General features: G+C 72.6%; 19 protein-coding genes and 1 tRNA gene. 17 read left to right on the top strand and 3 right to left on the bottom strand.

Annotation, left to right across the window (positions count from 1 at the left end; all coding sequences use genetic code 11):
• The first annotated feature begins 37 nt into the window (after positions 1-37).
• The 13 genes from OU787_RS13000 (at position 38) to OU787_RS12940 (ending at position 13,099) form a co-directional block, all read left to right on the top strand.
• Positions 38-445, top strand: coding sequence for an NADH-quinone oxidoreductase subunit A (locus OU787_RS13000; protein WP_030462130.1), 408 nt, complete (start codon positions 38-40; stop codon positions 443-445).
• A complete protein-coding gene (locus OU787_RS12995) occupies positions 436-1,077 on the top strand; it encodes an NADH-quinone oxidoreductase subunit B (RefSeq protein ID WP_035956398.1) in 642 nt (213 codons plus the stop codon). Before OU787_RS13000 ends, OU787_RS12995 begins: the two co-directional genes overlap by 10 nt.
• Complete coding sequence (locus OU787_RS12990) at positions 1,074-2,078, top strand: NADH-quinone oxidoreductase subunit C (RefSeq protein WP_035956400.1); 1,005 nt, start codon at positions 1,074-1,076, stop codon at positions 2,076-2,078. Before OU787_RS12995 ends, OU787_RS12990 begins: the two co-directional genes overlap by 4 nt.
• Entirely contained in the window at positions 2,075-3,034 is a 960-nt protein-coding gene (gene nuoH, locus OU787_RS12985; RefSeq protein WP_030462132.1) for an NADH-quinone oxidoreductase subunit NuoH, read from the top strand. Before OU787_RS12990 ends, nuoH begins: the two co-directional genes overlap by 4 nt.
• Positions 3,034-3,606 (top strand): NuoI/complex I 23 kDa subunit family protein, encoded by a 573-nt coding sequence (locus tag OU787_RS12980; protein ID WP_268659406.1) that lies wholly within the window; start codon positions 3,034-3,036, stop codon positions 3,604-3,606. Before nuoH ends, OU787_RS12980 begins: the two co-directional genes overlap by 1 nt.
• Positions 3,603-4,238 (top strand): NADH-quinone oxidoreductase subunit J family protein, encoded by a 636-nt coding sequence (locus OU787_RS12975; protein ID WP_063759685.1) that lies wholly within the window; start codon positions 3,603-3,605, stop codon positions 4,236-4,238. The genes OU787_RS12980 and OU787_RS12975 overlap by 4 nt, the downstream gene beginning before the upstream one ends.
• Before the next feature lies 1 nt (position 4,239).
• A complete protein-coding gene (gene nuoK / locus OU787_RS12970) occupies positions 4,240-4,578 on the top strand; it encodes an NADH-quinone oxidoreductase subunit NuoK (protein WP_035956402.1) in 339 nt (112 codons plus the stop codon).
• On the top strand, positions 4,575-6,596 hold the full coding sequence (locus OU787_RS12965) for an NADH-quinone oxidoreductase subunit 5 family protein (protein ID WP_268659405.1): 2,022 nt from the start codon (positions 4,575-4,577) through the stop codon (positions 6,594-6,596). Before nuoK ends, OU787_RS12965 begins: the two co-directional genes overlap by 4 nt.
• A 43-nt stretch (positions 6,597-6,639) precedes the next feature.
• The gene (locus tag OU787_RS12960) at positions 6,640-8,166 is read left to right on the top strand and encodes a complex I subunit 4 family protein (RefSeq protein ID WP_268659404.1); all 1,527 of its coding nucleotides are present in this window, start codon (positions 6,640-6,642) and stop codon (positions 8,164-8,166) included.
• Positions 8,166-9,758: an NADH-quinone oxidoreductase subunit N gene (locus OU787_RS12955; protein WP_442788460.1), complete on the top strand. Its 1,593-nt coding sequence runs from the start codon at positions 8,166-8,168 to the stop codon at positions 9,756-9,758. Before OU787_RS12960 ends, OU787_RS12955 begins: the two co-directional genes overlap by 1 nt.
• Before the next feature lie 105 nt (positions 9,759-9,863).
• Positions 9,864-10,721, top strand: a complete 858-nt coding sequence (gene htpX / locus OU787_RS12950) for a zinc metalloprotease HtpX (protein ID WP_268659403.1) — start codon at positions 9,864-9,866, stop codon at positions 10,719-10,721.
• A gap of 104 nt (positions 10,722-10,825) precedes the next feature.
• Complete coding sequence (ctaD, locus tag OU787_RS12945; RefSeq protein ID WP_268661858.1) at positions 10,826-12,538, top strand: aa3-type cytochrome oxidase subunit I; 1,713 nt, start codon at positions 10,826-10,828, stop codon at positions 12,536-12,538.
• A gap of 150 nt (positions 12,539-12,688) precedes the next feature.
• Positions 12,689-13,099, top strand: coding sequence for an SHOCT domain-containing protein (locus OU787_RS12940; RefSeq protein WP_030462140.1), 411 nt, complete (start codon positions 12,689-12,691; stop codon positions 13,097-13,099).
• Between the two features lie 146 nt (positions 13,100-13,245).
• Here OU787_RS12940 and OU787_RS12935 read toward each other — a convergent pair whose 3' ends face one another.
• Positions 13,246-15,702, bottom strand: a complete 2,457-nt coding sequence (locus tag OU787_RS12935; RefSeq protein ID WP_268659402.1) for a PKD domain-containing protein — start codon at positions 15,700-15,702, stop codon at positions 13,246-13,248.
• A gap of 332 nt (positions 15,703-16,034) precedes the next feature.
• On the opposite strand from OU787_RS12935, the gene OU787_RS12930 reads away from it, so the two are divergent.
• The gene (locus OU787_RS12930) at positions 16,035-16,436 is read left to right on the top strand and encodes a YccF domain-containing protein (protein ID WP_030462142.1); all 402 of its coding nucleotides are present in this window, start codon (positions 16,035-16,037) and stop codon (positions 16,434-16,436) included.
• Positions 16,437-16,537: 101 nt separating this feature from the next.
• Positions 16,538-17,308, top strand: a complete 771-nt coding sequence (locus OU787_RS12925; RefSeq protein WP_268659401.1) for a phosphotransferase — start codon at positions 16,538-16,540, stop codon at positions 17,306-17,308.
• A gap of 38 nt (positions 17,309-17,346) precedes the next feature.
• Here the strand turns inward: OU787_RS12925 and mug are convergent, their stop codons facing one another.
• The gene (gene mug / locus OU787_RS12920) at positions 17,347-17,937 is read right to left on the bottom strand and encodes a G/U mismatch-specific DNA glycosylase (RefSeq protein ID WP_268659400.1); all 591 of its coding nucleotides are present in this window, start codon (positions 17,935-17,937) and stop codon (positions 17,347-17,349) included.
• Positions 17,938-18,148: 211 nt separating this feature from the next.
• On the opposite strand from mug, the gene OU787_RS12915 reads away from it, so the two are divergent.
• Positions 18,149-18,586 (top strand): hypothetical protein, encoded by a 438-nt coding sequence (locus OU787_RS12915; protein WP_030462145.1) that lies wholly within the window; start codon positions 18,149-18,151, stop codon positions 18,584-18,586.
• A gap of 145 nt (positions 18,587-18,731) precedes the next feature.
• Here the strand turns inward: OU787_RS12915 and OU787_RS12910 are convergent, their stop codons facing one another.
• A complete protein-coding gene (locus tag OU787_RS12910; RefSeq protein WP_030462146.1) occupies positions 18,732-19,220 on the bottom strand; it encodes a YajQ family cyclic di-GMP-binding protein in 489 nt (162 codons plus the stop codon).
• A gap of 214 nt (positions 19,221-19,434) precedes the next feature.
• Here OU787_RS12910 and OU787_RS12905 point away from each other — a divergent pair.
• A tRNA-Tyr gene (locus OU787_RS12905) sits at positions 19,435-19,515 on the top strand.
• The last annotated feature ends 42 nt before the right edge of the window (positions 19,516-19,557 follow it).

The raw sequence follows: 19,557 nt of genomic DNA, 5'->3' as shown, positions 1-19,557 counted from the left end.
GATGGTTATGGACGGGCAAAGAAGAAGGGCGTGACCCATGGAGTGGCAGCCGCTCGCTGCCGACCCCGCCGCCGGCAGCGGCTACTTCGACGCCTACGCGGCGATCGGTCTGCTGGCGGTCATCGGCGTCCTCTTCGTCGCGGTGGCCTTCACCGCGAACCGCCTGATGCGACCGGTGGTCGACACCCCCGAGAAGCTGCTCGCCTACGAGTGCGGGGTGGACCCGGTCGGCGAGGGCTGGGCGCACACGCAGATCCGGTACTACGTCTACGCCTTCCTGTACGTGATCTTCGCGGTCGACGCGATCTACCTGTTCCCGTGGGCCACGGTGTTCTCCGCCGCCGGCTTCGGGGCGGTCACGCTGGTGGAGATGTTCGTCTTCATCGGCTTCCTCGCGGTCGGACTGCTCTACGCCTGGAAGAAGGGCGTTCTGGAATGGACGTGACGCACTCGCACGGGACGCCCGGCTCCGGCCCCGTCCCGCTCGGCATCCCCGACCCGGCCCGCCCCGGCGCCGCCGTCGAGCAGCGCCGCCTCGGCCCGCTGGCCCGGCTCGCCCCGGACCCGGTCAAGGTGGTGCTCAACTGGGGCCGCCGCTACAGCCTCTGGTGCTTCAACTTCGGACTGGCCTGCTGCGCGATCGAGTTCATCGCCGCGTCGATGGCCAAGCACGACTTCATCCGGATGGGTGTCATCCCGTTCGCGCCCGGCCCCCGGCAGGCCGACCTGATGATCGTCTCGGGCACCGTCACCGACAAGATGGCCCCAGCCGTCAAGCGCCTGTACGAGCAGATGCCCGAACCGAAGTACGTCATCTCCTTCGGCGCCTGCGCCAACTCCGGCGGCCCGTACTGGGACTCGTACTCCGTCACCAAGGGCGTCGACCAGATCATCCCGGTCGACGTCTACGTGCCCGGCTGCCCGCCGCGGCCCGAGGCGCTGCTCCAGGGCATCCTCAAGCTGCAGGAGAAGATCGCTGCCGAGGACGTCCCGCAGCGCTACGCCGCGCCCGCCGCCGCGCTGGGCCGCCCGCTGCGGACCGCGCCGGGCACCGCGCCGGGGGAGGGGCAGCAGTGACCGACACCCCGGAGACCCCCGAGGTCCCCGAGACGCCCGCCGAGCCGGTGCCCGCCGCCGAGCCCACCCCCGCCGAGCGGACCGCCGCGTCCGTCGGCCCGTGGGCGAGCGCCACCGAGGCGTACGACCTGCTGACCGTCGACGTGCCCGCCGAGCACTGGATCGAGGCGCTCACCGCCGCCCGCGACGTCCTCGGCCTGGCCTTCCTGGACTGGCTGAGCGCCGTCGACGACCTCGACCGGGGCTTCGCCGTCTGCGCGCACCTGGCCGCCGTCGGCGGGCCCGGCGGCGTGCGCCGGCTGCTGCTGCGCACCCGGGTGCCGCGCGAGAGGGCCGAACTGCCCACCGCCGTCGGGGTGTACGCCGGTGCCGCCTGGCACGAGCGGGAGACCCTGGAGATGTTCGGCATCGGGTTCACCGGCCACCCGCACCCCGTCACCCTGCTGCTGCCGGACGGCTTCGAGGGCCACCCGCTGCGCAAGGACTTCGTGCTGGCCGCCCGGGTCGCCAAGGACTGGCCCGGCGCCAAGGAGCCCGGCGAGTCCGCCGACCACGGCGGCCCGGCCCGGCGCAAGATGCAGCCCGCCGGCGTCCCCGACCCGAACGAGTGGGGCCCGCTCAAGGGCACCCTGCCGCCGGTCGCCGAACGCCCCGCCCGCGGGGCCCGGGCCGCCGCCGCGGGCGCCGACCGCCCGCGCCGCACCCGCAGCACGGAGGCCGGCTCCGCGAGCCAGGCCGCCGCCGACGCCCCGCCGGTGCGCGCGGACCGGCCGCGCCGCACCCGCAGCGTCGGCGAGGGCTCGGTCAGCCAGGCCGCCGAACCGGCCGAGCAGCCCGAGGCGCCGCGCCGCACCGCCCGCACCCAGTCGTCCGACGCCCCGTGGCACGCGCCCGTCCCGGCCCACGACGAGCAACCGGAACAACCGGAACAGCCGGATCAGTCGGACCAACCCCAGCAGCCCGAACAGCAGACCGAGAAGCAGGACGGAGACAGCGCGTGAACCTCCTCGACACGCTGCTGCGCTGCGTCGGCACGCTGGTGGCGTTCCTGGTGCTGCCGCTGGTGGTCGGCCAGGCCGAGCACAAGGTGATGGCGCACATGCAGGGCCGGCTCGGCCCGATGTACGCGGGCGGCTTCCACGGCTGGGCGCAACTGGTCGCCGACGGCGTGAAGTTCGTCCAGAAGGAGAACGTCGTCCCGTCCGGGGCGGACCGGAAGGTCTTCCAACTGGCCCCGGCCGTCGCGCTGCTGCCGTACCTGCTGGTGCTGCTGGTGATCCCGGTCGGGCCCGGCGGGATGGTCGGCCAGGTGGTCGACGCGGGCATCTTCTTCGTGCTGGCCGTGATGGGCGTCGGCGTGCTGGGCTCGCTGATGGCGGGCTGGGCGTCGGCCAACAAGTTCTCGCTGCTGGGCGCGCTGCGCACGGCCGCGCAGCTGATGTCGTACGAGCTGCCGATGCTGCTGGCCGCCGCCTCGGTGGCGATGGCGGCGGGGACCGTCTCGCTGCCCGGCATCGTGGACGCCTACCACTGGTGGTGGGTGCCGTGGCAGGCGATCGGCGCGTTCGTGTTCTTCACGGCCGGCCTGGCCGAGTTGCAGCGCCCGCCGTTCGACATGCCGGTGGCCGACTCGGAGATCATCTTCGGCGCGTACACCGAGTACACCGGCCTGCGCTTCGCACTGTTCCTGCTCGCCGAGTACGCGGGCATCGTGGTGCTCTGCGCGCTGACCTCGGTGCTGTTCCTGGGCGGCTGGCACGGCCCGTTCTCCGATCAGCTCGGCTGGCTGTGGACGCTGGCGAAGACCTTCGCGCTGGCCTTCGTGGTGCTCTGGCTGCGCGTCACCTACCCGCGCCTGCGCGAGGACCAGCTGATGCGCTTCGCGTGGACGGTGCTGATCCCGCTGGCGCTGGCCCAGCTCGCCCTGACCGGCATCATCAAGGTGGCGATCTCCTAATGGGAATTCCCGGCTCCGGCCTGGCCAAGGGCCTGGCCGTCACCCTGCGCACGATGATGCGCAGGACCGTCACCGCGCAGTACCCGGACGTGCAGCCCGACCTGCCGCCGCGCTCGCGCGGCGTGATCGCGCTGCTCGAGGAGAACTGCACGGTCTGCATGCTGTGCGCCCGCGAGTGCCCGGACTGGTGCATCTACATCGACTCCCACAAGGAGACGCTGCCCGCCGCCGACCCGAACGCCCGCGCCCGCACCCGCAACGTGCTGGACCGCTTCGCCATCGACTTCTCGCTCTGCATGTACTGCGGGATCTGCGTCGAGGTGTGCCCGTTCGACGCGCTGTTCTGGTCCCCGGAGTTCGAGTACGCGGAGACCGACATCCGCGAGCTCACCCACGAGCGCGAGCGGCTGCGCGAGTGGATGTGGACCGTCCCGCCGCCGCCCGCGCACGACGCCGCGGCGGAGGAGCCCAAGGAGATCGCCATGGCCCGCAAGGCCGCCGACAAGCTGGCCGCCGCCGCTGCTGCCGAAGCCGCTGCCGCCGCTGCCGCCGAGGAGGGTGGGGAGAGTTGAGCACCCTGCTGGCCGCGGCGGGCTCGCTGGAGCCCGCCGCGCGCTCGTACCTCTCGCCGACCGGGCAGGAGATCGTCTTCCTGCTGGTCGGTGTGCTCGTGCTCGGCGCCGCCGTGGTCTCGGTGACCACCCGCCAACTGGTGCACGCCGCGCTCTGGCTGGTGGTCGCGCTGGGCGGGCTGGCGGTCGAGTTCCTGCTGCTGACGGCCGAGTTCGTGGCCTGGGTGCAGGTGCTGGTGTACCTGGGCTCGGTGATCGTGCTGGTGCTGTTCGGCCTGATGCTGACCCGCGCCCCGATCGGCCGCTCCCCGGACGCCGACTCCGGCAACCGCCCGGCCGCCCTCGCGGTCGGCGCCGCCTCCGCCGCGACCCTGGTCACCCTGGTGGTCGACGCGTTCCGCTCGTCCTGGATCGACCTGTCCGGCGCGGCCGGCACCACCCGGCTGACCGGCGAGTACCTGTTCTCGCACTGGGTGCTGCCGTTCGAGGCGCTCTCGGTGCTGCTGCTGGCGGCCCTGGTCGGCGCGATCGTGCTGTCCCGCACCGAGGGCGGCCGCGCCAAGCCGCGGGCGGGCAGGCTGCGGGCCGGGAAGCCGTCCGCCGCCGCCCCGACGAAGCCGAAGGAGCGCTGACGTGCACCTCGCCTACCCCGCCGTCCTCGCCGTGCTGCTGTTCAGCGTCGGCGTGTACGGCGTGCTCGCCCGGCGCAACGTCGTCCTGGTGCTGATGTCGGTCGAGCTGATGCTCAACGCCGTCAACCTCAACCTGGTCGCCTTCGACGTCTGGCTGCGCGACACCCTGCACGCCGGCCAGGCGCTCACCCTGTTCACCATCACCATCGCCGCCGCCGAGATCGGCCTCGGCCTGGCCATCGTGCTGCTGGTCTACCGCACCCGCCGCACCGCCGCCGTCGACGAGGTCACCGCGCTCGGCGACCGCCACGAGGCGGACCCCGAGGAGCTCGCCCGATGAACCTCGCGCTGCCGATCCTCGTCCCCGTGCTGCCCGCGCTCGGCGCCGCCGCCGGCCTCGCCACCGGCCGCCGCCACCCCGGCCTGGCCCGCCCGCTGGCGGTGCTGCCGGTCGCGGTCTCCGCCGTGCTCGCCCTGGTCACCGCCCTGCAACTGGGCACCGGCGCCACCCTGGACGCCGCCACCCGGCTCGCCCCCACCGGCGGCCCCGAGATCTCGCTGGCCCTGCACCTGGACGGCTTCTCCTCGCTGATCTCGGTGCTGGTCGGCCTGGTCGCCACCTGCGTGCAGGTCTACTCGACCGCGTACCTCAAGGACGACCCGCGCTACCCCTCGTACGCGGCCCTGGTCTCGCTGTTCACCGCCGCGATGTTCCTGGTCGTCTACTCCGGCGACCTGATCGTGCTGCTGGTCGGCTGGGAGGTGATGGGCATCTGCTCGTACTTCCTGATCGGCCACCACTGGGAGACCGCCGACGCCCGCAGCGCCTCGCTCAAGGCGTTCCTGGTCACCAAGCTCGGCGACGTCCCGTTCCTGTTCGGCCTGTTCCTGCTCGGCGCCGACGCCGGGACCTTCCGGATCACCGAGGTGCTGCGCACCGCCACCGGCGGCGGCCTCGACCACCCGACCCTGATCGCGCTGCTGCTGCTCGCGGGCGTCGCGGGCAAGAGCGCCCAGTTCCCGCTGCACACCTGGCTGCCGGACGCGATGGCCGGCCCCACGCCGGTCTCCGCGCTGATCCACGCCGCCACCATGGTCGCCGCCGGCATCTACCTGGTCGCCCGGCTGCTGCCGGTCTTCCTGCTGTCCTCCGCCGCGCTGCTGGTGCTGGCCGTGATGGCCGCCGTCACCATGGTCGGCTCCGCGCTGTGCGCGCTCGCCCAGGACGACCTCAAGCGCGTCCTCGCCTACTCCACGGTCGGCCAACTCGGCTACATGGCCGGGGCGCTGGCCTCCGGCGACCGGCAGGCCGCGGTGTTCCACCTGGTCGGCCACGGCGCGTTCAAGGCCCTGCTGTTCCTCACCGCCGGCGTGGTCATCCACGCCGCGCACACCAACTCGATCAGCGCCATGTCCCGGATCGACGGCCTGCGCCACCGCGTCCCCGACGCCTACTGGACGATGGGCATCGCCCTGGTCGCCCTGGTCGGCCTGCCGCCGTTCGCCGGCTTCTTCTCCAAGGAGTCGGTGCTCACCGCCGCCGAGCACGCCGCCCACGGCGAGGCCCTCACCGGCCGCCTCGGCCCCGCCTCGGCCGTCCCCGCCGCCGCGGGCTGGACGGTGCTGGTCGCCGGACTGCTCACCGCGCTGCTCACCGCCGCCTACGCCGCCCGGCTCTGGCTGGTCGCCTTCCACGCCAAGCCGGTGACACCGGTGGCCGCCCCCGCCGGCGCCCCGTACTCCCCGGAGATCGACGAGGCCGACCCGGCGCACGCCGAACCCGCCGCGATGCGCTGGCCGCTGTGGGTGCTGGCCGTGCCCACCATGGGCTTCGGCCTGCTCGGGCTGCGCTCCGACTGGCTGCCCGCACTGCTCGACGGCGAACCGCTGCGCCCCGGCTCCGAGACCATGGTGCTCGGCACCGGCACCGCGCTGGCCGGCCTGCTGATCGGCTGGGCGGCCTGGCGCACCGTCAACGCCCGGGCCGCCGTCCAGCCCGCCCGGGTGCCCCCGCAGGCTGGCCCGCCCGCCGCCGAGACGCTCACCGCCCCCGCCGCCCCGGCCGCCGCCGACCCCGGCCGCCTGCTGCTCGGCCCGCTGTACGGGCCCGCCCAGCACGGCTTCGGCGTCGACCGCCTGTACAGCGCGCTGTTCGTCCGGCCCACCCGGGCCGCCGCCCGGCTGGTCCGCTTCCTGGACCGCGCCGTGGTGGAGACGTACGTGCGCGGGGCGGGCGCCGCCCCCGGCTGGCTCGGCCGCGCCGTCCGCTTCGCCCAGACCGGCAACGCCCAGGGCTACCTGAACGCGCTGCTGGCCGGGGCCGTGCTGCTCGCCGTCCTGGTGGCGGTCGGCTCATGACCCGTCCTCACCTCCCCGTCCCGGCACGACCTTGGAGCCCCCGATGAACGCGGTCCTCATCGCCCTCCTGGCCCTGCCGCTGCTCGGCGCCGCCCTGACGCTCGCCCCGATCGGCGACAAGCAGGCGCTGCGCCTCGGCACCACCGTCACCGGCGGCACCCTGCTGCTGGCGGTCGCCCTCGCCGCGGGCTTCGACCACGGCGACCCGGGCCGGATGCAGGCCGTCACCGACGTGTCCTGGATCCCCGCCCTGGACGTCCGCCTGCACCTGGGCACCGACGGCATCTCGCTGCCGCTGCTGGTGCTCACCGCGCTGCTCACCTTCCTGTGCGCGCTGTACTCGGTGAAGAAGCTCCCCGCGGGCCCCGGCGGCCGGGCCTTCACCGGCCTGCTGCTCCTGCTGGAGACCGGCATGCTGGCCACCTTCGCGGTGCTCGACCTGGTGCTGTTCTTCCTGGCCTTCGAGATCGTGCTGATCCCGATGTACTTCCTGATCGCGCGCTGGGGCAGCGGGCGGAAGGTCGCGGCCGCCAACCGGTTCATCCTGTACACCCTGCTCGGCTCCGCCGTGATGCTGCTCGGCTTCCTGCTGATCGGCGTCAACGCCGGCACCTTCGACATGGTGAAGCTCGCCGCCGCCCACGGCAGCGGCCTGTCCCACACCACCCAGCTGATCGCCGCGCTGGCGATCCTGGTCGGCCTCGCCGTGAAGGCCCCGGCCTGGCCGCTGCACTCCTGGCTGCCCGACGCGCACACCGCCGCCCCCACTGCGGGCTCGGTGCTGCTGGCCGGCGTGATGCTCAAGATGGGCACCTACGGCCTGGTCCGGGTCCTGCTGCCGGTCGTCCCCGACGGCACCGCGACCTTCGCCCCCTACCTGGGCGCGTTCGCCGCCGTCGGCATCGTCTACGGCTCGCTCGCCTGCCTGGCCCTGGCCCGGCCGGGCGCGAAGGGCGACCTGAAGCGGCTGATCGCGTACTCCTCGGTCGGCCACATGGGCTTCGTGCTGCTCGGCATCGCCTCGCTCACCCCGACCGGCCTGAACGGCGCGCTGTTCGCCAACATCGCGCACGGCCTGATCACCGGCCTGCTGTTCTTCGTGGTCGGCGCCGTCAAGGACCGCTACGGCACCGCCGACCTCGACACCCTCGCCGGGGCCACCGGCGCCGCCCTGTACGGCCGCGCCCCGCGGATCGGCGCCCTGCTCGCGTTCGCCGCCGTGGCCAGCCTCGGCCTGCCGGGCCTGGCCGGGTTCTGGGGCGAACTGCTCGCCATGTACGGCGCGTTCGACCCGGCCGCCGGGCTCTCCCGGCCCGCGTTCGTCACCTACATGGTGCTGGCCGGCCTCGGAACCCTGCTGACCGCCGGCTACCTGCTGGTCGTGGTCAAGCGGGTCTGCATGGGCGACCCGGAGCAGCCCGCCCCGGTCGCCGACCTGCCCGACCTCAAGGGCTACGAGGCCGCCAGCTGGACGCCGCTCGCCGCGCTCACCCTGCTCGCGGGCCTGTGGCCGGCCCTGCTCCTCGGCCTCTCCGACCCGGCCGTCAAGCACCTCCTCGGAGGCGGCTGATGGCCACCGCTCACGACCTGGGGCAGCCCCTCATGACTCCGCTGACGCCGCTCGCCGTCGCCGACCCGGGCGGCCTGATCCAGTCCGTCGACTGGGTGGCCGTCGCCCCGCCGCTGATCGCCGCGCTCGCCGCCCTCGCCGTGCTGGTCACCGACCTGTTCCTGCCGCCGGCCCGCAAGCGCCTGCTGGGCCTGCTGAGCGCGGCCGGCCTGCTGGCCGCGCTGGCCACGCTGATCCCGCTGGCGGTCGGCGACACCCGCTCCACCTTCTGCTTCAAGAGCGGCGGCTGCTCCTACACCGCCGACCACTTCGCGCTCGCCTTCCAACTGCTGGCGCTGGGCGGCGCGCTGCTGACCGTGCTGCTCTCGCTGCACACCGTCGAGGACGAGAAGCTCCCCGGCGGCGAGTACTGGTTCCTGCTGCTCTCCTCCGCCTGCGGCGCCGCCCTGCTGCCCGCCGCCCGCGACCTCGCCACCCTGGTGATCGCCCTGGAGGTCGCCACCCTGCCCGCGTTCGCCCTGGTCGCGCTGCGCCGGGACGGCCGGGGCGCGGAGAGCGCGCTCAAGTTCTTCCTCTCCTCGGTCACCGCGACCGCCGTGATGCTGCTCGGCGTCAGCTTCGTCTACGCCGCCGCCGGAACGATCCAGCTCCAGGGCATCGCCGACGGACTGGCCCACGCCCCGGCCCAGCTGAAGCCGCTCGCCGAGGCGGGCGCGGTGCTCACCCTGGTCGGCTTCGCGTTCAAGACCGCCGCCGTCCCGTTCCACTTCTGGGTCCCCGACACCTACGTCGGCGCGCCGCTCCCGGTGGCCGGCTACCTCTCGGTGGTCGGCAAGGCGGCCGGCCTGTCCGGCCTCGCGCTGGTCACCACCGTCGCCTTCCGCCCGTACGGCCACACCTGGGGCCTGGTGCTGGCGGTCCTCGCCGCGCTCACCATGACGGTCGGCAACGCGGCCGCGCTGCGCCAGCGCACCGACACCCCGCACGGGGCGGTCCGGCTGCTGGCCTGGTCCTCGGTCGGCCAGGCCGGCTACCTGCTGGTGCCGCTGGCCGCCGCCGGGTACGCGGGCTCGGCCGAGCCGCTGGGCGCGACCGTGGCGTACGCGCTGATCTACGGCCTGGTGAACCTCGGCGCGTTCGGCGCGGTCGCGCTGGTCGGCGGCTCCGGCCGGCTGGACGGCTTCCGCGGCCTGGCCGGGCGCAACCGGTGGGCGGCGTTCGCGCTGGCGTTCTTCCTGCTCTGCCTGGCCGGCCTGCCGCCGGGCGTGGTCGGCCTGTTCGGCAAGGTCGTGGTGTTCCGCGCGGCGGTCGACGCGGGCCTGGGCTGGCTGGCCGTGGTGATGGCGGTGAACGTGGTGGTCGCGCTCGCCTACTACCTGAAGTGGACCGCCCTGCTGTTCGCGCCCGCCGAGACCGAGCCCGGGTCCGGGTCCGAGCCCGCGTCCGGGTCCGCGCCCGCCCCGGAGGCGGCCGGCCCGCGCCGCGTCCCGGCCTCCCTGACCGCCGCCCTGGGCCTGGCGGCCTGCGGCGCGGTGGTGCTCTCGGTGGCTCCCCAGCTGGTGCTCCAGGTGGTGTCGGGCAGCCTGTTCTGACCTGTGGTCGAATGCCGAGGGGAACGAACCGGCCAGTTCGGCGCGTTGATCCCGGCAGAGGGAAGCGGCTCCACGGCTTCCACCGGCACCACAGGAGGGCCCGCAGTGCACAGCCACCACAACGGATTGCGGACGGCCGTCCTGCTGGGCGGTCTGTCCGCACTGATCCTGGTGATCGGCGGCTTCTTCGGCCGCACCGGCCTGCTGGTGGCCCTGCTGGTCGCGGTCGGCACCAACGCCTACGCGTACTGGAACAGCGACAAGCTGGCGCTGCGCGCGATGCGGGCCCGCCCGGTCAGCGAGATCGAGGCCCCGCAGCTGTACCGGATCGTCCGCGAGCTCTCCACCTCGGCCCGCCAGCCGATGCCCCGGCTGTACATCTCGCCCACCCCCGCGCCGAACGCCTTCGCCACCGGCCGCAACCCGCGCAACGCGGCGGTCTGCTGCACCGACGGCATCCTGCAACTGCTGGACGAGCGCGAGCTGCGCGGCGTCCTGGGCCACGAGCTGAGCCACGTCTACAACCGGGACATCCTGATCTCCTCGGTGGCCGGGGCGCTCGCCTCGGTGGTGATGTTCCTGGTCAACTTCGCCTGGCTGATCCCGGTCGGCCGCTCGGACGACGACGACGGCCCGGGCCTGGTCGGCATGCTGGCGATCATGATCCTGGGGCCGATCGCCGCGGGCCTGATCCAGCTGGCCGTCAGCCGCTCCCGCGAGTACCAGGCGGACGCCGACGGCGCCCGGATCACCGGCGACCCGCTCGCCCTGGCCAGTGCCCTGCGCAAGCTGGACGCCGGCACCCAGCGCCTCCCGCTGCCGCCCGAGCCGCAGCTGCAGACCGCCAGCCACATGATGATCGCCAACCCGTTCCGGCCCGGCGAGCGCGGCGCGAAGCTGTTCTCCACCCACCCGCCGATGCGCGAGCGGATCGCCCGGCTGGAGCGGATGGCCGGGCGCTGACCCCTTCGGGCGAGCCTGCGGCGAGCGTCCGCCGCCCGCTCCCGCCCCGCTGGTAGGGCTGAACGCACTGACCAGTCCGAGGCCGGAGGTGCGGTGCGGTGACGATGCTGCCGAGCGATGCCGAACTGGGCGGCCCGACCGGCCCGCCGGTCCCGCAGCCGCTCCCGCGCCGCCGCTTCGGCCGGGCCTCCCGCCCGCGCCGCGGCCGGGCGCTGGTGACGTGGCTGACCACCACCGACCACAAGCAGATCGGCACCCTCTACCTGGTCACCTCGTTCGCCTTCTTCCTGTTCGGCGGGGTGCTGGCGCTGGTGATGCGGGCCGAGCTGGCCCGGCCGGGGACGCAGATCCTGTCGAACGAGCAGTTCAACCAGGCGTTCACCATGCACGGCACGATCATGCTGCTGATGTTCGCCACCCCGCTGTTCGCGGGCTTCACCAACTGGTTCATGCCGCTCCAGATCGGCGCCCCGGACGTGGCCTTCCCCCGGCTGAACGCCTTCGCGTACTGGATGTACCTGTTCGGCTCGCTGATCGCGGTCGGCGGCTTCCTGACCCCGAACGGCGCGGCCGACTTCGGCTGGTTCGCCTACGCGCCGCTGAACAGCGCGGTGCACTCGCCGGGCGTCGGCGCCGACATGTGGATCATGGGCCTGGCCTTCTCCGGCTTCGGCACGATCCTCGGCTCGGTCAACTTCATCACCACCGTGGTCTGCCTGCGGGCGCCCGGCATGACGCTGTTCCGGATGCCGATCTTCGTCTGGAACGTGGTGCTGACCTCGATCCTGGTGCTGATGGCCTTCCCGGTGCTGGCCGGGGCGCTGCTCTGCCTGGAGGCGGACCGCAAGTTCGGCGCGCACGTCTTCGACCCGGCCAACGGCGGCCCGATCCTGTGGCAGCACCTGTTCTGGTTCTTCGGCCACCCCGAGGTGTACATCATCGCGCTGCCGTTCTTCGGCATCGTGACCGAGATCTTCCCGGTGTTCTCCCGCAAGCCGGTGTTCGGCTACACCGGTCTGATCGGCGCCACCATCGCCATCGCGGGCCTGTCGGTCACCGTCTGGGCGCACCACATGTTCGTCACGGGGCAGGTCCTGCTGCCGTTCTTCTCCTTCATGACCTTCCTGATCGCGGTGCCGACGGGCGTGAAGTTCTTCAACTGGGTCGGCACCATGTGGCGCGGCTCGCTCTCCTTCGAGACCCCGATGCTCTGGTCGGTCGGCTTCCTGGTGACCTTCCTGTTCGGGGGTCTGACGGGCGTCCTGCTCGCCTCGCCGCCGATCGACTTCCACGTCTCGGACTCGTACTTCGTCGTCGCGCACTTCCACTACGTGGTGTTCGGGACGGTGGTCTTCGCCATGTTCGCCGGCTTCTACTTCTGGTGGCCGAAGATGACCGGGCGGATGCTGGACGAGCGGCTCGGGAAGATCCACTTCTGGACGCTGTTCATCGGCTTCCACACCACCTTCCTGGTCCAGCACTGGCTGGGCGCCGAGGGCATGCCGCGCCGGTACGCCGACTACCTGGCGAGCGACGGCTTCACCACGCTGAACACCGTCTCCAGCATCGGGTCCTTCCTGCTCGGCCTGTCCACCCTGCCGTTCCTCTACAACGTCTGGCGGACCGCCAAGTACGCGCCCAGGGTGGCCGAGGACGACCCGTGGGGCTACGGCCGCTCGCTGGAGTGGGCCACCTCCTGCCCGCCGCCGCGGCACAACTTCACCACCCTGCCGCGGATCCGCTCCGAGTCCCCGGCCTTCGACCTCCACCACCCGGAGATCGCCGAGTTCGACCGGCTGCAGAACGACCCGCACTGACGCCCGCACCGACGCCCGCACCGACGCCCGCGCCGACGCCCGCGCCGCCCGGAGTGCGGTGCCCGTTTCGTGATGGTACGAATCGTTTCGTCCCTGTGCCGTCCCGGGCGCGGGGACGTGCCGTCCGACTGCACGCGGGATCGGAGCGTCATGGACAACTATCCGCTGCTCAACATCTTCTGGACGATGCTGGAGCTGTTCCTCTGGATCCTCTGGTTCTTCCTGCTCTTCAAGATCATCACCGACATCTTCCGCAGCCACGACATGGGCGGCGGCGCCAAGGCCGGCTGGACGATCCTGGTGATCCTGCTGCCCTTCCTGGGCGTGCTGGTCTACCTGATCGTCCGCGGCGGGTCCATGCACGAACGGGACGTCGCCCAGGCCCAGCAGGCCGACGCCGCCTTCCAGGAGTACGTCCGCAAGGCGGCCGGCACGGGGGGCGGCCCGGCCCCCGCGGGCGGCGGCCACGTGGAGGACCTGGCGAAGCTGTCCGAGCTCAGGAACAGCGGCGCGCTGAGCGAGGAGGAGTACCAGCGGGCCAAGGACAAGCTGCTCGCCTGACACCCGTCCGGCGCAACGACGGCCGGGCCGGGTCCGTTCCGCCGGTCGCTCCGCACCGCTTCGCCCCGTCGATCCGTTCGACGGGGCGAAGTGGCGTGATCCGGCCCGGCCACCGGTGTCCGGTACGGCACCGGTGCGGGACGGGATCAGTACAGGTCGGTCAGCAGGTCGGGCTTCTTGGCGTAGGAACCGTTGAGGGAGAAGCGGCCGGTGCCGGTGAGGACGCCGAAACCGGCGCGGCCGACGTTGTACCAGTCGCCGACCACCGGGGAGTTGCCGTAGGTGCCGAAGGTCGTCGCGGTGACCGTGCCGTTGTCGTGGCGCAGCGCGAAGTCCTTCGTGGAGGGGCGGTAGATGCCCATCTGGGTATGGCCGGTGCCGTCCCAGTCGCCGACGATCGGGAAGTCGTTCGGGTCGCCGAAGGAGACGGCGCTGACGCTGCCGTCGTCGTGGCGGACCGCGAAGAGGTGGCTGCTGGGGCGGTAGATAGCGAGCTGGGCGTGCTTGTTGCCGTCCCAGTAGCCCGGGACGGGGACGTCACCGGCTTCGCCGAAGCCGACCGTGGTGACGGTTCCGTTGGCGTGCTGGAGGGCGAACAGCCCGTTGCGGTAGATGCCGATCTGGTCGTAACCGAGGCCGTCCCAGTCGCCGACCGCGGGCTTGTCGCCGCTCTGGCCGAAGCCGAACCTGTTCACCGTCGCCGCGTTGGGCGAGATGGCCGAACGCAGTTCCCAGGCACCGCTGTTGAACACGCCGATCGAGACCGGGCCGGCCTTCCAGCGGCCGGACACCGGGACGTCGTTCGGCCGGTTGGTGGAGACCCGGGCGGTCAGCCTGCTGGTTCCCACGCGGCCGTGGTCGTCCGTCAGGGTCACCTTCACCTGGTAGTCGCCGCGGGCCGAGTAGGGGTGCCGCGGGCCCACGTAGTTCTGGGTGGTGAGGTCCTGCACCTCGGTGCGGCCGTCGCCCCAGTCGACGGCCACCTTGGTCACCGGCCAGGGGCTGACGGACAGGTCGATGCGGAGGCCGAGGTCGATCAGGCCCTGGTCGGTGAAGATCTCGGCGGGCAGGCCGGTCTGTATCGCCGGGACCTCGGGCACGTCCACCCGCGCGGTGGTCGTCTTCACGACTCCGCCGGCGCTCGTCACGGTCAGCGTCGCGGTGAAAGTGCCGGCGCGCGGGTAGTCGTGCAGGACGGAGAAGCTCCGGGCGGGGGAGCCCTGGAACGTCTGGACCGGCGAACCGTCACCGAAGTCGAGCGAGGCGGTCAGCTCGTCCTGGGACCAGGACGAGTCGATGCTCGACTCGAGCAGGAACTGCTGGGGGTGGGAGGTGTCCCGGTGGTAGGTCACGGCCAGGTAGGCCGACAGCGGGTCGTTGAGCTCGAACGCGCCGCGGTCGAGGATGCCGGAACCGGTGCCGGTGTTCGGCGTCGCGGGGTCATCGACCCGGGCGCGGCCGAGGATGTCCGGCCCGTCGGCACCCGGGGCGGAGGCGTCGCCGGAGTCGATCGCGGGGGACCCCGGCTGGGGGATCAGCTGCAGGTTGAAGGCGCCGTTGTTCGCCCCGAACTTCGGGTCGGCGTAGATGTCGTGGGCGCCCTGCCCGCTGGCTGCGGCGAAGGACCCCTGCGAGGTGTACGGGGTGCCGGCCCACGAGTAGCCGGTGCCGCCGGCCTTCGCGTAGACGATGTTGTAGTCCACCGTCGTGCCGGCCGTCGACCCGGCGGAGACGCTGAGGTCCACCTCCGGAGTCGTGCAGGTGGAGCCGCTGGTGTTCAGCGCGATCACGTTGTTCTTCACGACCGAGCCGGACGAGGCACCGTCCAGCACCAGGCCGTTGCCGCAGTTGCCCGCGAGGGTGTTGCCCGCGACGACGGTGCCCGGCGCGTCGGTGGCGGTCACTCCGCCGGTCCTGTTGTTGATGAAGGAGCTGTTGGTGATCACGGTGCCGGTGGCCCCTGCTTCGACGGCCACGCTCGCACCGCTGTTGCGGCCGATCACGCTGCGGTCGATCACGGTACCGGCGCTGGTGCCCGTCACCCGGATGCCGGGCTCGGCCGTCGGCACGGTCGGGCCGGGGGCGCCGGCCCCGGAGATGGTGGTCCGGGCGACGGTGATCCGGTCCGAGTTCTCGACCAGCACCGCCTCCTTCCGGGTCCTGGACACGCTGAGGTCGCTGATGACGATGTCGTGCACTCCGGACAGCACGAACGCGTACGGCTTCTCGGCCGAGGCCGGCACCCCCACGTAGGCGCCGCCGAGCAGGCCGGTCCGACTGCTCTTGACCGTGATCGGGTGCTCGGGCGTCCCGGAGCGGTGCGGGGTGACCTGCTCGTTGTACACCGCTGCTTCCACCAGCACCGTGTCCCCGGGCTGGGCGTAGTCCACGGCGGCCTGGATGGTGCAGAACGGCGTCGTCGTGCTGCCCATCCCGGCGCCGGGACCGGTGTCGGTGCACAGCCCGGCCTCACCGTCGACGTGGAGCGTGGCATTGGAGAAGGTCGCGGCGGCCGCCGCGGGGAGGTTCACGCCGACGAGCGCGGCGGAACCGACGATCGCGGCGGTCAGACCGACACGACGGCTGATGGAACGTCTGGGCATACGGCCAAACCCCTCATATCGCAAGGAAATCCACGAACCCGACTCGCTGGAGCGGGCGGATCGGACCGGCAGCCGCGCCAGAGGCGAGGCGAACAATATCCACACCCATGACCTGTTCTTTGCGTCGGGGGGCATCCGAATGACCCTTGCCGCACCGGGCCGAGGGCCGGTTCCCAGCAGCGGATTCCACTCAGGCGGCGGAGAACCGGCCGAGAGAGGGCGTTCTTCGCAGGCCGGAGGTGACAGGGCGCCAGCTCCCGGCCCGCCACGCCGCCGCCACGGAGCCGCGCCGCCGACTGCCCGTCCCGGCCCCGGTGTGCGAGCCTGGAGGCATGAAGCTGGTCAACTTCCTGCTCAACGTGATCTGGCTGCTGTTCTGCGGCCTGTGGATGGCGATCGGCTACGCGGTCGCCGGGATCGTCTGCTTCCTGCTGATCGTCACGATCCCGTTCGGCGTCGCGGCCTTCCGCCTGGCGGGCTTCATGCTCTGGCCGTTCGGGCGCACCACCGTGGTCCGGGACGACGCGGGCGCGCCCTCCTGCGTGGGCAACGTGATCTGGCTGGTGCTGGCCGGCTGGTGGCTGGCCCTCGGGCACATCGTCACCAGCATCCCGCTGTTCCTGTCGATCATCGGGATCCCGTTCGGCTGGGCCAACCTCAAGATGGTCCCGATCTCGCTCACCCCGCTCGGCCGCGACGTGGTCTCCACCGACCGGGGCTTCGGCACCCGCTGACGACCGGCGCCCCGGCGCCCGCCGACCGGAAAACCGTTCGCGCCCCGGCGGCGCCCGGGGTAGAACCGTCCGGTCGCGGCAGGTCGTCGAAGGGGTGTCAGGTGGCGGACGGCGAGCTCATGGCCGGCGGGGTCAACCAGGTGGAGCGGCGCGGCGACCGGGTGCTGCGGCCGACCGGGCCGTGGTCGCCGGCCGTGCACCGACTGCTGGCGCACCTGCGGGCGGCCGGGTTCACGGCCGCCCCGCGGTTCCACGGCCTGGCCGAGGACGGGCGGGAGGTCCTGGACTTCCTGCCCGGCGACGTCCCGAACTACCCGGCCACCCCGGCCTCCGCCTCCCGCACCGCGCTGCTCGACGCCGCCCGGCTGCTGCGCCGGTACCACGACGCCACGGCGGGCTGCACGGCCGAGGGCTGGATGCTGCCCGCCCGGGAGCCCGTCGAGGTGATCTGCCACGGCGACTACGCCCCGCACAACTGCGTGCTGGACGGCGAACGGGTGGTCGGCGTCATCGACTTCGACACCGCCCACCCCGGCCCCCGGATCTGGGACGTCGCCCACGCCGTCTACCGCTGGGCGCCCACCACCGCGCCCGGCAACGCCGACGGCTTCGGCACCCCCGACGAACAGGCCGCCCGGGTACGGGAGTTCTGCGACGCGTACGGGCTCGGCCGGGCCGACCGGGCGGGCCTGGTGGACGCGATCGAGGCCCAACTGCACGCCCTGGTCGCCCACATGCGGGCCGAAGCCGCCGCCGGCAGCGCCGCGTTCGCCTCGCACCTGGCCGACGGGCACCACCTGCAGTACCTCGCCGACGCCGCGTACGTGGTGCGCGAGCGGGCCCGGTTCGAGGCCCGGCTCCTGGCGGACTGACGGGGCCGACCCTTCCCGTGCCGGTAACGGCCGCGGCGCTACTCCGCCGACCGCTCCAGGTGCTCGCGCAGGGTCCGGAACTCGGCCGCGAGCCCGTCCAGCGTGTAGTGCGCGTTCAGGCCGCTCGGGTTCGGCAGCAGCCAGACCTCGGTGCCGCCGATCGGCTCCGGCTGCGGCCCGACCGCCGCCCGCGGCCGGCCGAACGCCACCCGGTACGCCCCGATCCCGAGCACCGCCAGCGTGCGCGGCCGCAGCCGCCGCACCCGGGCCTCCAGCGCCAGACCGCCCTCCCGGTACTCCTCGGCGGTCAGCTCGGACGCCTTCGCGGTGGTCCGGGCCACCACGTTGGTGATCCCGAGCCCGAACCCGAGCAGCTCCCGCTGCTCGTCCGGCCGCAGCTGCCGGGGCGTGAAGCCGGAGCGGTGCAGGGCGGGCCAGAACCGGTTGCCCGGCCGGGCGAAGTGCTGCCCGGTGGCGCCCGACCACAGGCCCGGATTGATCCCGCAGAACAGCACCCGCAGGCCGGGCGCGGCCACGTCCTCGATGGTGCTGTCCTGGGCGGCGGCGAGCTGTTCGGGCGTGGGCCTGGCACCGGCGGCCGGGCGCTGTTGCGGCGGAGTACGGGTCACCCCGCCCACTCTGCCGTACCGGCGCCGTACCGGCGCTGTACCGGCGGGCGCGCGCACGCCGTCGAGCGCCTGCGAACAGTTTTCGGAACCGCCTTCCCGGAAGGGTGTTCCGGCAGGTCGGAACGGGTGCGGTCGATGTCCGGCATATCGGATGGATAGTCAGTTCGATTGTTTTCCTGACCTGATGACTTCTCTGACGGAGAATGGGGCGGTGTCATACGAACTGAACGCGTTGATCGCCGCGTCGGAACTGATCGCGGTGGTGGCGGCCGAAGTCCCGCTCGCCCGTCCCGCGCCCCTGCCGCACGGTCTCGCACTGGTGCCGATGACCGACGAACTCCACGACGCGCTCCAACACCCCTCCAACACCCCGGACTTCGGCTTCAAGCGGTTCCCCTCCGGATTCGCCCTGCGGATCGCCGGCTGGTCCAAGGCCGCCCCGATCGCCTACGCCGAGACCGACGAGGGCCACCCCGGCGGACGCCGCACCGCGCTCTGGTACGACGGCCGGATCACCCTCGGCCCGCTCACCCCCGCCGACGGCACCCCGCTCGACCGCGTCCTGCACGCCCTCGGCGCCACCGGCCCCGCCGCCCCGGCCGTCGCCACCGCCCTCGACGCGTACCGCCGCCGGCCGACCGAGGACTGACCCGGCCGCCGCCCCCGACACCGCCGGCCTGCTCGGCGCCCTCCCGACCACCCCGCCCGGCGCTCCCTGGCCCCCGGCCCCCGCTGAAACGCCGGGAGGGCGCACCGTCGCCGGTGCGCCCTCCCGGGGCGGTTCGTGCCGCTGCTCAGCGGTAGTTGACGAACTGGACGGCGAAGTCCAGGTCCTTGCCCTTGAGCAGCGTCTGCACGGCCTGCAGGTCGTCGCGCGACTTCGAGCTGACCCGCAGCTCGTCGCCCTGGACCTGCGCCTTGACGCCCTTCGGGCCCTCGTCGCGGATGATCTTCGCGACCTTCTTGGCATCCTCGGTGGTGATGCCTTCCTTGATGTCGGCGAAGATCTTGTACTCCTTGCCGGACAGCTGCGGCTCCGCCGCGTCCAGCGCCTTCAGCGACAGCCCGCGCTTCACGAACTTGGTCTGCAGCACGTCCAGGATCGCCCGGACCCGCTCCTCGCCGTTGGCCTTCATCTCGATCTTCTCGCCGGACCGCTTGATCTCGGCGCCCACGTTCTTGAAGTCGAAGCGGGTGGCGATCTCGCGGGAGGTCTGGTTGATCGCGTTGTCGACCTCCTGCCACTCGACCTTCGAGACGATGTCGAAACTGGAGTCGGCCATGGGTGTTGGTCTCCTTGCACTACAGGCTGCACGGTCGCGCCGCCCGCCACCGGCGGGCGACGCCCCAGCCTATCCAGCACCCCGCGCCCCCGCCCGCAACAGCCGCGCGCCGACCTTGATCACGACGTGACGTAACCGAGTGGCAGACCACCCCCCAACATCAGGTATCGTTTACGACGTCGAACGGGGCACCACCCCGTGAGACACCATCCCTGGCTGGTTGCCCGAGCGGCCAAAGGGAGCAGACTGTAAATCTGTCGCGCAAGCTACGCAGGTTCGAACCCTGCACCAGCCACCGGATAGCCACGTAGGCCCTGGTCAGCAGAAATGCTGGTCA

Origin of the sequence: Kitasatospora sp. YST-16 (assembly GCF_026802215.1) — a bacterium.
GTDB lineage: Bacteria > Actinomycetota > Actinomycetes > Streptomycetales > Streptomycetaceae > Kitasatospora > Kitasatospora cineracea.
This window is presented reverse-complemented; position numbering and strand designations above follow the sequence as displayed.

What these genes read in the sequence shown, in the direction of transcription:
- OU787_RS12955 (WP_442788460.1), top strand. Translation starts at nt 8,166, where the DNA reads ATGGCCACCGCTCACGACCTGGGGCAGCCCCTCATGACTCCGCTGACG.
- OU787_RS12960 (WP_268659404.1), top strand. Translation starts at nt 6,640, where the DNA reads ATGAACGCGGTCCTCATCGCCCTCCTGGCCCTGCCGCTGCTCGGCGCC.
- ctaD (WP_268661858.1), top strand. Translation starts at nt 10,826, where the DNA reads ATGCTGCCGAGCGATGCCGAACTGGGCGGCCCGACCGGCCCGCCGGTC.
- OU787_RS13000 (WP_030462130.1), top strand. Translation starts at nt 38, where the DNA reads ATGGAGTGGCAGCCGCTCGCTGCCGACCCCGCCGCCGGCAGCGGCTAC.
- OU787_RS12935 (WP_268659402.1), bottom strand. Translation starts at nt 15,702, where the DNA reads ATGCCCAGACGTTCCATCAGCCGTCGTGTCGGTCTGACCGCCGCGATC.
- OU787_RS12940 (WP_030462140.1), top strand. Translation starts at nt 12,689, where the DNA reads ATGGACAACTATCCGCTGCTCAACATCTTCTGGACGATGCTGGAGCTG.
- OU787_RS12965 (WP_268659405.1), top strand. Translation starts at nt 4,575, where the DNA reads ATGAACCTCGCGCTGCCGATCCTCGTCCCCGTGCTGCCCGCGCTCGGC.
- OU787_RS12930 (WP_030462142.1), top strand. Translation starts at nt 16,035, where the DNA reads ATGAAGCTGGTCAACTTCCTGCTCAACGTGATCTGGCTGCTGTTCTGC.
- OU787_RS12995 (WP_035956398.1), top strand. Translation starts at nt 436, where the DNA reads ATGGACGTGACGCACTCGCACGGGACGCCCGGCTCCGGCCCCGTCCCG.
- OU787_RS12910 (WP_030462146.1), bottom strand. Translation starts at nt 19,220, where the DNA reads ATGGCCGACTCCAGTTTCGACATCGTCTCGAAGGTCGAGTGGCAGGAG.
- OU787_RS12980 (WP_268659406.1), top strand. Translation starts at nt 3,034, where the DNA reads ATGGGAATTCCCGGCTCCGGCCTGGCCAAGGGCCTGGCCGTCACCCTG.